The 12,405-nt window shown below is 43.2% G+C and carries 4 protein-coding genes; all 4 read left to right on the top strand.

What is annotated here, in order from left to right; genetic code table 11:
• Window positions 1-19: 19 nt before the first annotated feature.
• Genes CD03_RS0121350 through CD03_RS0121335 form a run of 4 tightly spaced genes read left to right on the top strand, consistent with a single transcriptional unit; the run spans window position 20 to window position 12,213 of the window.
• A complete protein-coding gene (locus CD03_RS0121350; RefSeq protein ID WP_027295375.1) occupies window positions 20-1,006 on the top strand; it encodes an HAD family hydrolase in 987 nt (328 codons plus the stop codon).
• A 29-nt stretch (window positions 1,007-1,035) separates the two neighbouring features.
• Complete coding sequence (locus tag CD03_RS0121345) at window positions 1,036-6,129, top strand: OmpL47-type beta-barrel domain-containing protein (protein ID WP_027295374.1); 5,094 nt, start codon at window positions 1,036-1,038, stop codon at window positions 6,127-6,129.
• Window positions 6,130-6,142: 13 nt separating this feature from the next.
• On the top strand, window positions 6,143-7,084 hold the full coding sequence (locus tag CD03_RS0121340) for a type I phosphomannose isomerase catalytic subunit (RefSeq protein ID WP_027295373.1): 942 nt from the start codon (window positions 6,143-6,145) through the stop codon (window positions 7,082-7,084).
• A 35-nt stretch (window positions 7,085-7,119) separates the two neighbouring features.
• Window positions 7,120-12,213 (top strand): OmpL47-type beta-barrel domain-containing protein, encoded by a 5,094-nt coding sequence (locus tag CD03_RS0121335; protein ID WP_027295372.1) that lies wholly within the window; start codon window positions 7,120-7,122, stop codon window positions 12,211-12,213.
• Window positions 12,214-12,405 lie beyond the last annotated feature (192 nt).

Raw genomic sequence — 12,405 nt, 5'->3', positions numbered from 1 at the left:
CAGAAAGGGTGCCATATAAATGGAAAAATGGATTCCGGGAATAGGAACGTTAAAAAATGCTGGTGATTTTATACCGCTGGAAGTAAGCGATGGAGGACCCTTTAAAGTTGGGGAAGACGGTGTAAAGGAGATTCTGCGTACAAAAGACGGCAAGACAGAATTTGCCGTGTATCAGGATAAGACCTTATGCTATGTGAAGTCTCTAATGGGTTATCCGGCAATTTATCCCATGATGGAACCGGTATTTGAAGGTCCGGCAGAAGCACTGTTGATGGATTTGGATGGAACCAGTGTCCGGAGCGAGCAGTTCTGGATGTGGATTATTGAGAAGACTATGCAGAGGCTGATGGGAAATGCAAGTTTTGGTTTATCGGATGAGGATGAGCCCTTTGTATCAGGACATTCAGTATCGGAACATTTACAGTATTGTATTACAAAGTATTATCCAAACCAGAAGGTAGAAGAAGCAAGAACTTTTTATTATGAAATCGTCGAAGATGAAATGCAGAAGATTATGAAAGGCCAGGGGAAAAAGGGAGCGTTTGTTCCGTCTCCCGGTCTGAAGGACTTTCTTATGGAACTGAAGGCTGAACACATTAAGATCGGGCTGGTAACTTCCGGCCTTTACAATAAGGCGATACCGGAAATTGTATCTGCGTTTGATGTAATGGGGATGGGAGATCCATTTCAATTCTATGATACCATTATCACTGCAGGAACGGCTTTCCGGCAGGGACAGGCAGGAACGCTCAGTGAGCTTGCCATGAAGCCGCATCCCTGGCTGTACGCTGAGACTGCCAGAGTAGGACTTGGAATTATGCCAAAGGAAAGAAACAGGGTTATAGGAATGGAGGATTCTTCCGCCGGGGTACTTTCCCTGCGCCTGGCAGGATTTTCAGTTATAGGAATTGGAGGTGGAAATATAGAAAAAGCAGGAGTCAGCGGGTTGTGTCTGAAAGAGTATGATCATCTGTGCGATGCACTGCCTCTTATTACAGGAAAATAATCAAAGTTATGAAAAAGGAGAAAAAGCTTATGAGGAAAAAGTTAGTAGCAGGTTTGTTATCTGCAGCAATGTTAGTAAGTTCTGTTTCGGGAGTTGCAATGGCAGAGCAGGCAGAAGTAAGCAGCAGCCAGGTAATGGCTGAGATCTATGTCTCGGCCCGAACAGAGCCTGGAACAGGGGACGGGTCAGAACAGAATCCTTTTGCCAGTATGGAAGAAGCAAGACTGGCGGTGCAGGGATTAAATGATCATATGACCGGAGATATCGTTGTTTATTTTGATGATGGGGAATATCTTCTGGATAGTACGGTTGCATTTAACCAGGAGGATTCTGCAAGTAATGGACACAAAATAATTTACAAAGCAAAAGAACCCGGGAAAGCAGTACTCACCTCCGGACTGGAGGTTACCGGGTGGGAAGATGCAAATGATGAAAAACGTCCGGGGCTTCTGGCAGCGGATGCGGACATTGATAATACCAGACAATTTTATGTGGATGGAGAAATGGCAGTCCGTGCAAAAGGAAAAATAAAAGGTGAAATGGTCCGTAGCGGAGAGAAAACCACGTATACTACATACAATGGAAACCATGATGCTTATACGGGCTTTCGCTGTGCAAATACGGATATTCTAAACTGGAGAAATCCCGACAATATTGAATTTATCTGGGATATCAGCTGGGCACACCGGATTTCACCTGTAACATCAATTACAAAACTGGATGAAAACAACAGTTTTATTGAAATGGAGTGGGATTCCTTTAAAACCGGGCAGATTGCAGGTGGAGTCCAGATTAACAGAGGACCTGATTATGTGGAAAATGCCTATGAACTGTTGGATGAACCGGGGGAATGGTACTTTGACAGCCAGGAAAAGAAGATCTACTATATGCCAAAAGCAGGACAGGAAATGAGCCAGACACAGGCCATTATTCCAAGTGTGGAAAATTTAATTACACTGGAGGGAACCCTGGATGAAAGCGTGTCAGATATCAGCTTTGAAGGCTTTGGATTTTCCTATAATACCTGGCTCTATCCCAGTGCAAAGGGGTGGCCGGAGCAGCAGGCTAACTTTGCCCATGATCCCAAAGAAGATTTCAACATGCATGCATATTCTCTGGCACCGGGAGCGGCAATTGTTACTAAGATGGCAAAAGGAATTACCTTTGACCGCTGTACATTCCAGAACCTGGGTTCAGCCGGAATCAATATGCTGGATGGCTCTGTAGGCAACACAGTAAAAAATAGTGTATTTAAAGATATATCGGCAGGCGGAATACTTGTGGGAGGGGTAAGTATTACCGAAGCACATCCTTTGATGCCCGGAGATACTGTTGAGAACCATATTAAAAATAAAACACCCCATGATGAGCGTATAATAGTAAAAGACAATACGATTACAAATAATTACTTTAACGGAATCGGTACGGAATATAAGGGAAGCATTGCCGTTGTGGCAGGCTATACGGATGGAACCGTTATTAGGAATAATACAATTCGTGACGTGGCTTATTCCGGTATTTCCGTAGGCTGGGGCTGGGGATACTGGGAGCAGGGCGGACGTTATAAACCGGACGGCATGCCCGATGATGAGACCCCTGCGGAATATCCCGTATTTCCTCTTGGAGATGCAGCAGTATCACGTAATAATATTATTGAAAATAATGATGTTTCCATGTGTATGATGAAACTACACGACGGGGCAGGCGTTTATACACTTGGTGACATGCCGGGCACCAGCATTAAAGGCAATATAATCCATGATAATGTAGGCTGGCCGGGCGGTATTTACCTGGATCAGGGCAGCGGCGGAATGACTGTGGATCAGAATATTACATACAATGTTCAGGTAGATATGAATCATAATGTCCGGGAGTATACTTATGGATACAAGGCAGATCATTATGTAGACGGAGGCAATAATTATTATGGAGTAGCTCCGGACGACGACCGTTATCCAGTGGAACTGGCAGCAAATGCCGGAGTACAGGAAGCTGGCGGAGAAATCATCATTCCGATTGAGTTGAATAAATTAACAGCGCCGGAATTTATTTCATCCGGGGATAAAGTGATGCTGGAAGGAAACTTTGGCAAAGAAACAGGAAGAGTGGTACTTAGCGGGGCACAAGGTCCGGTTTATGTGGATGCACAGTCCGGAAATATCATCAGCTGGACAGCTAAAAAAATACTTTTGCGTATGCCGGGCGGTGTTGTAAGCGGTTCTGTATTTATTGAAAGTGCAGATGGAATCCAGAGTAATGCAAAGAAAATTAATGTAGGTAATTTTACAGAAGAATTATTTAAAGATGACTTTGAAGATTATGCAGCAGGAAAATTAGTGGATCAGGAATCTGCTGTAAACCGCTATACAGCCATTGTGAATAGTGCTTATGTAGAGAAAAATGAGGACGGAACACAGTTTCTGCGCATCAATAAGCCTGCTGACGGCGTCGATGCCCGTCTGGAAAAAGAAGCGGACTGGCAGGATGTTATGCTATCCATGGATTTAAGATATGACGTAAACCCACAGAGTTACGGAGGATTATTCCTTTCACCGAGATTCATGGACCACGGCAATAAATATCTCGTACTGCTTACTCCGAATTACACCAATGGTCTGGGTTACCAGCAGTATGTAGACGGCAGCTTAAACGGCCCTGGAGGCGGCGGAAATTACAGCTATAAGGTGGGGACCTGGTACAGCACGAAAATTGCTATTGTTGGACATGAGATGAAAGTAAAGATATGGGAAAAAGGAAAGCCGGAACCATCCATATGGACTTCTGCGACTACTTTCTCGGGTGTGGATAAAGGCGGACTTCTGGTGCAGATGACTAGTTTCATAGATGGGGAAAAAGCAAGTATTGATAACTTGTGTGTACTCGGATATCAGCCAGGAATAACAGAAGATATGTCAGCTGACCGCACGGCACCGGTAACAACCGCTATCCTTTCTGGAAATCAGAATGCAGAAGACAAAGGAATTTATAACAGTCAGGTTCAGGTATCGTTATTTGCAGAAGACCTCGATTCTGGCGTGGCGGATATTGAGTATCAGCTGGGTGACAGTGAATTTACTGCTTATACAGAACCTCTAATATTTGGAACAAACGGTGACTACGTCATTTCGTACCTCTCGGTAGACAGAGCCGGAAACACAGAAAAAACCAGAACAATCCGGTTTACGGTGGATTTACAGCCGGGTGAGCTTGTTTTTGAAGACAATTTTGATGTGTATGATGCCGGTACATTCACAGACCTGGATACAAAAGGATATACAGCCATTAATGGAGAATCTATTGAGATTGAAGAACAGGAATCAGGGAAACTGCTGAAATTAAACGGTATTGGTCAGGATGTGAGACTAATGCACAAGGCCGATTGGCCAAGTACGGTGATGACCTTTGATTATAAGTTTCAGAATCCGTTGGGCGGCCTGGAAGGTCTTTATCCAAGCAACTATTTTCAAAATCTGAGTCCGGACAGTATGTATGCATATCCAATGCTGCCAGGCTGGGGCGGTATTCTCCTGCAGCAGAATGTAAACGGTAATGCAAACAATATTACGGGAATCAGTAATGATGTTTATCCGTTACAGGCAGATACATGGTACAAGGTAAAAATGCAGACATCCGATGATCATATGGCAATTAAAGTCTGGACCAGGGATGCCGAAGAGCCGGAAAACTGGATGGCAGAACGTGACGTTAGCGGATTGAGCGGCGGCGGCGGTCTCTACTTCTCCTTCTCAGGCAAAGCAGGTGAAAATGCTGCATACATAGATAATGTTGAAGTCAGAGGATTTGAGACAAGTTCAGAAGTAACCAGAGTCATTTTTGAAGCAGATCCACAGGATGCAACAGTTTCCATAACAGATAACCAACCGGAAGCGGATGGAAGTTATTTATTGCAGAGAGGTTCTTACACTTACACTGTTTCTGCAGAGGGATACATGGATTTGACAGGTACACTGGAAGTAAACGGTGAAATCACAAAGAGCATCTACACGGCGCTGCAGAGAAAACCGGTTTCCAGGGAACAGTTGGATCAGCTGATTGAACAGGCATGTGCAATTACAGATGCCGAACTGAAGAAATATACGGATGATAGTGCAAAGGCATTTAAAAATGCCCTGGAAGCAGCAGTAAGACTTTCAGAAGATGCATTCCAGCCGGAAGTAGATGCAGCGGCAGAAGCACTGGATGCAGCAATCAAAGGACTTACTGCAAAGCCACCGGTCTACAGAGACCAGTTGAATGTGTTGATTCAGAATGCCCGTGCAGTTACAGCAGCGCAATTGCTTCTGCATACAGATGAAAGTGTAAGAGTATTTAAAAATGCATTGGAAGCAGCAGTAAGACTTTCTGAAAATGCATCCCAGGCGGAAGTAGATGCAGCAGCAAGAGCACTGGATGCGGCAATCAAAGGTCTTACCAAAAAACCGGAGACTAATGTTCAGCAGCCAATTGATGTATCAAAACTGTCTATAGGCAGCATAGCTCGCCAGACCCATACCGGCAGATCCATAAAACCATCGGTAACAGTAAGATATGGAAGTAAGGTATTAAGGGCAGGTACAGATTATACCCTTACCTATAAGAATAATGTAAATCCCGGCAAAGCACAGCTTATACTCACTGGAAAGGGCGGCTATAAAGGCAGCATTACAAAGACATTCGTAATCGCAGCAAAAAAAGGAAAGATCTATACAGTGGGAGATTACCAGTACAGAGTCTTAAATTCATCTGTAAAATCGGGAACAGTAAGATTCTTAAAGCCGGTGAAGAAAAGCTTAAAAAAAGCCAGGGTTCTGTCTACAGTTAAGATTGGAAATTACAGTTATAAAGTAACGGAGATTGGAAAAGAAGCATTTAAGAATAATAAGAAGTTAACTTCCGTGATAATTGACAAGAATGTAAAAGTAATCCATAGTTATGCTTTTTCAGGCGCCAAGCAACTGAAAAGCATTACTGTAAAATCCAAAGTATTGAATAAGGTATATAAAAATACATTTAAGAACATTCATAAAAGAGCGGTTATCCGGGTGCCATCTTCTAAACTGAGAGCATACAAGAAACTGATGGCAAATAAAGGACAGAGCAAAACCGTTGTAATAAGAAAGTAAGGAAAATATCAATATGTCAATATTAAAATTAGAACCGGCATTTAAGGAATACATCTGGGGCGGAGATAAGCTGATTAAAGATTTTCACAAGCATTACAGCGGAAAGACTCTTGCTGAGTCCTGGGAACTGTCCTGCCATGCAGACGGCAGTTCCCGGATTGCCGGGGGTGCATTCAGGGGAAAAACCCTGAGTGAATATATAGAATGGGAGGGTAAAAAAGTTCTGGGGAACCGTTGTGCAGCATTTGACGGATTCCCAGTACTGATTAAGTTCATTGATGCAAGAGAGAATCTGTCCATACAGGTTCACCCGGACGATGAATATGCCCTGAATAAAGAAGGACAGTATGGAAAGACGGAGATGTGGTACGTAGCTGACTGCACAGAAGATGCTTATCTGTATTACGGGTTTTCCAGGGAAATCTCAAAAGAAGAGTTTCGGCAGCGGATTGAGGAGGAAACTATATTAGATGTCCTGAATAAAATTCCTGTTGAAAAAGGTGATGTATTTTTTATTGAAGCCGGTACGCTTCACGCAATTGGTGAGGGTATTGTAATTGCAGAAATACAGCAGAATTCAAATGTTACTTACCGTGTATATGACTATGGCAGAAAGGATGCGGAAGGTAAAAAAAGAGATCTGCATATTGAGAAGGCTCTGGCTGTGACAAACCGCAGTCCAAAAGTGCGTTCCGATAATTTCGAACCTCATCTTGGCAGCTGTAAATATTTTATGGTAGACAAGCTCACTCTGGATGGGAAGGTAATGAAAGAGATGAGTGGAGAAACAGATGGAAGTACATTTGTACATATTTTAGTTATTGAGGGAAACGGCGTTATTAAGAATGGAGAAGAAATTTCATTTTTAAAGGGTGACAGCCTGTTTATTACAGCATCTTCAGGGCGATTTGAAATCAAAGGAAACTGCCAGGTGCTGATTACGACTATTCCATGAAAATAATCAAAGTTATGAAAAAGGAGAAAAAGCTTATGAGGAAAAAGTTAGTAGCAAGTTTGTTATCTGCAGCAATGTTAGTAAGTTCTGTTCCGGGAGTTGCAATGGCAGAGCAGGCAGATGTAAACAGCAGCAGCCAGGTAATGGCTGAGATCTATGTATCAGCGGGTACAGAGCCTGGAACAGGAAACGGGTCGGAGGAAAAGCCCTTTGCAAGTATGGAAGAGGCAAAACAGGCGGTACAGGGATTAAATGACAATATGACCGGAGATATCGTTGTTTATTTTGATGACGGGGAATATCTTCTGGACAGTACGGTTGCTTTTAATCAGGAAGATTCTGGGAGCAACGGACACAAAATAATTTACAAAGCAAAAGATGCCGGGAAAGCAGTACTCACCTCAGGACTTCAGGTTACCGGGTGGGAAGATGCAAATGATGAAAACCGTCCCGGGCTTCTGGCAGCGGATGCGGACATTGATAATACCAGACAGTTTTATGTGGATGGAGAAATGGCAGTCCGTGCAAAAGGAAAAATAAAAGGTGAAATGGTCCGTAGCGGAGAGAAAACCACGTATACTACATACAATGGAAACCATGATGCTTATACGGGCTTTCGCTGTGCCAATACAGATATTCTAAACTGGAGAAATCCCGACAATATTGAATTTATCTGGGATATCAGCTGGGCACACCGGATTTCACCTGTTAAATCAATTACAAAACTGGATGACAGCAACAGCTTTATTGAAATGGAGTGGGATTCCTTTAAAACCGGGCAGATTGCAGGGGGAGTCCAGATTAACAGAGGACCTGATTATGTGGAAAATGCCTATGAACTGTTGGATGAACCGGGGGAATGGTACTTTGACGGCCAGGAAAAGAAGATCTACTATATGCCAAAAGCAGGACAGGATATGAGCCAGACACAGGCCATTATTCCAAGTGTGGAAAATTTAATTACTCTGGAGGGAAGTCTGGATGACAGTGTATCCGATATCAGTTTTGAAGGCTTTGGATTTTCCTACAACACCTGGCTCTATCCCAGTGCAAAGGGATGGCCGGAGCAGCAGGCTAACTTTGCCCATGACCCAAGAGAAGATTTCAATATGCATGCATATTCTCTGGCACCGGGAGCGGCAATTGTTACTAAGATGGCAAAGGGAATTACTTTTGACCGCTGTACGTTTCAGAATCTGGGATCAGCCGGAATCAATATGCTGGATGGTTCTGTAGGCAATACAGTTAAAAATAGTGTATTTAAAGATATATCGGCAGGTGGGGTACTCGTAGGAGGTGTCAGTATTACTGAAGCACATCCTTTGATGCCGGGGGATACCATTGAAAATCATATTAAAAACAAAACACCTCATGATGAACGTTTGATTGTAAAAGACAATACTATCTCGAATAATTACTTTAACGGAATAGGTACAGAATATAAGGGAAGCATTGCAGTTGTGGCAGGCTATACGGATGGAACCGTTATTAGGAATAATACAATTCGTGACGTGGCTTATTCCGGTATTTCCGTAGGCTGGGGCTGGGGGTTCTGGGATCAGGGCGGACGTTATAAACCGGACGGCACGCCGGATAATGAAACTCCTGCGGCATATCCGGTATTTCCACTTGGAGATGCAGCGGTTTCCCAGAATAATGTAATTGATAATAATGATATCTCCCAGTGTATGATGAAGCTTCATGACGGAGCCGGTATTTACACGCTTGGGGATATGCCGGGCAGCAGCATTAAAGGCAATTTGATCCACGATAATGTAGGCTGGCCGGGAGGTATTTACCTGGATGAGGGCAGCGGCGGAATGACCGTAGATCAGAATATTACATATAATGTACAGGTAGATCTGAATCATAATGTGCGTGAGCATACCTATGGATACAAGGCTGATCATTATGTAGATGGCGGCAATAATTATTATGGAGTATCACCGGACAACGACCGTTATCCCGTGGAGATTGCAGCAAATGCCGGAGTACAGGAAGATGGCGGAGAAATCATTATTCCAATTGAGTTAAATAAACTTACAGCACCGGAATTTATTTCATCCGGGGATAAAGTGATGCTGGAGGGAAACTTTGGTAAAGAAACCGGAAAAGTGGTACTGAATGGAGCCGATGGTCCGGTATACCTGGATGCCCAGTCCGGTAATATCATCAGCTGGACAGCTAAAAAAATTCTTTTGCGTATGCCGGGAGGTGTTGTAAGCGGTAACGTTTATATTGAAAGTGCCGAGGGAATCCAGAGTAATGCAAAGAAAATTAATGTAGGTAATTTTTCAGAAGAACTGTTTAAAGATGACTTTGAAAATTATGATACAGGTAAATTAGCGGATCAGGAATCTGCTGTAAACCGCTATACAGCCATTATGGACAGCGCTTATGTAGAGGAAAATGAGGACGGAACGCAGTTTCTACGTATTAATAAGTCAGGCGGCTCCGATGCCCGACTTGAAAAAGAAGCGGACTGGCAGGATGTTATGCTATCCATGGACTTGAGATATGATGTGAATCCACAGGATTTTGGAGGATTCTTCCTTTCTCCCAGATTCAAAGATCACGGCAACAAATATCTGGTTCTGCTAACACCTAATTACAGTAATGGTCTGGGTTACCAGCAATATGTAGATGGCAATCTGAACGGACCTGGCGGCGGTGGAAAATACAGCTATCATGTTGGTACCTGGTACAGTACCAAAATTGCCATTGTTGGACAGGAAATGAAAGTAAAAGTATGGGAAAAAGGAAAGCCGGAACCCTCATTATGGAATTCTACCACAACATTCTCCGGTGTGGATAAAGGCGGACTTCTGGTACAGCTGACCAGTTTAAGAGACGGGGAGAAGGCAAGCATTGATAACCTCAGTGTGAATGGATATCAGGCCGGCGTAACAGAAGATGTGTCAGCTGACCGAACATCACCTGTAACAACCGTTTCCCTTTCCGGAAACCGGAATATGGAGGGTAAAGGAACTTATAACAGTCAGGTTCAGGCAGTTCTGTTTGCAGAGGATAGCGATTCAGGCGTAGCTGATATAGAGTACCGGCTGGATGACGGTGAATATACTTCTTATACAGAACCACTTTTATTTGGAACAAACGGTGACTATGTATTGTCTTACCGCGCAGTAGACAGAGCAGGAAATATAGAAAAAACCAGAACAATCCGTTTTACGGTGGATTTACAGCCAGGTGAGATCATTTTTGAAGACAATTTTGAGGCGTATGATGCCGGTACACTTACCGATCTGAATACAAAAGAATATACCACTATTAATGGGGATGCAATTGAAATTGAAGAACAGGAATCAGGAAAGCTTTTAAAATTAAACGGAATTGGCCAGGATGTGAGACTAATGCACAAGGCGAATTGGGCAAGTACGGTGATGACCTTTGATTATAAGTTTCAGAATCCGTTGGGCGGCCTGGAAGGTCTTTATCCAAGCAACTACTTCCAAAATCTGAGTCCGGACAGCATGTACGCATATCCAATGCTGCCAGGCTGGGGAGGTATTCTCCTGCAGCAGAATGTAAATGGAAATGCAAACAATATAACTGGAATCAGTAATGATGTTTACCCGTTACAGGCAGATACATGGTACAAGGTAAAAATGCAGACATCCGATGATCATATGGCAATTAAAATCTGGACCAGGGATGCCGAAGAGCCGGAAAACTGGATGGCAGAACGTGACGTTAGCGGATTGAGCGGCGGCGGGGGCCTCTACTTCTCCTTCTCAGGCAAAGCAGGTGAAAATGCTGCATACATAGATAATGTTGAAGTCAGAGGATTTGAGACAAGTTCAGAAGTAACCAGAGTCATTTTTGAAGCAGAGCCACAGAATGCAACAGTTTCCATAACAGATAACCAACCGGAAGCGGATGGAAGTTATTTATTGCCCGGAGGTTTTTACACTTATACCGTTTCTGCAGAGGGATACATGGATTTGACAGGTACACTGGAAATAAACGGTGAAATCACAAAGAGCATCTATGCATCGCTTCAGAGAGAACCGGTATCCAGGGATCAGTTGGACCAGCTGATCGAACAGGCATGTGCAATTACAGATGACGAACTGAAGAAATATACGGATGATAGTGTAAAGGCATTTAAAAATGCCCTGGATGCAGCAGTAAGACTCTCAGAAGATGCGTTCCAGCCGGAAGTAGATGCAGCAGCACAAGCACTGGATGCAGCAATAAAAGGGCTTACGGAAAAGCCACCGGTTGTGAGAGATCAGCTGAACACATTGATTCAAAGGGCAAGGGCGTTTACAGATGCTGAATTACAAAAGTATACAGATGACAGTGTAAGAGTATTTAAAAATGCTTTGCAGTCTGCCATCGGGCTTGCCGCAGATGCATCACAGGAGGAAGTTGACCGGGCAGCAAGAGTGCTGGATACTGCTATAAAAGGGCTTGTTAAGAAACCGGATGTGACAGTTCCCCAGCCGATTGATGTGTCAAAACTGGCAGTCAGCAGCATTTCACGTCAGACACATACTGGAAAAGCATTGAAACCGTCAGTAACAGTTAAATATGGAAGCAAAGTGTTAAAAGAAGGAACCGATTATACCATTTCCTATAAAAACAATGTAAACCCAGGAAATGCCCAGCTCATTCTCACTGGAAAAGGCGGCTATAAAGGCAGCATTACAAAGACATTCGTAATCGCAGCAAAAAAAGGAAAGATCTATACAGTGGGAGATTACCAGTACAGAGTCTTAAATTCATCTGTAAAATCGGGAACGGTAAGATTCTTAAAGCCGGTGAAGAGAACCTTAAAAAAAGCCAGAATTCTGTCTTCAGTTAAGATTGGAAATTACAGTTATAAAGTAACGGAGATTGGAAAAGAAGCATTTAAGAATAATAAGAAATTAACTTCCGTGATAATTGACAAGAATGTAAAAGTAATCCATAGTTATGCTTTTTCAGGCGCCAAGCAACTGAAAAGCATTACTGTGAAATCCAAAGTATTGAATAAGGTATATAAAAATACATTTAAGAACATTCATAAAAGAGCGGTTATCCGGGTGCCTTCTTCTAAACTAAGAGCATACAAGAAACTGATGGCAAATAAAGGACAGAGTAAAACCGTTGTAATAAGAAAGTAAGAAAAGTATCAAATTCTGCAATGCAGACGGCAGTTCCGGGATTACCGGTACTGATTAAATTCATCGATTCAAGGGAGAACCTGTCCATACAGGTTCTCCCGGACGATGAGAGGCCAGAAATTAGACAGCCTGTTTATTACAGCATCTGCAGTGTGATTTAAAATCAGAGGAAACTGCCAGGTGCTGATTACG

Source organism: Robinsoniella sp. KNHs210 (assembly GCF_000686105.1).
GTDB lineage: Bacteria > Bacillota > Clostridia > Lachnospirales > Lachnospiraceae > Robinsoniella > Robinsoniella peoriensis.
The sequence above is the reverse complement of the archived record's forward strand: the minus strand, read 5'-3'. Positions and strand labels throughout refer to the sequence as shown.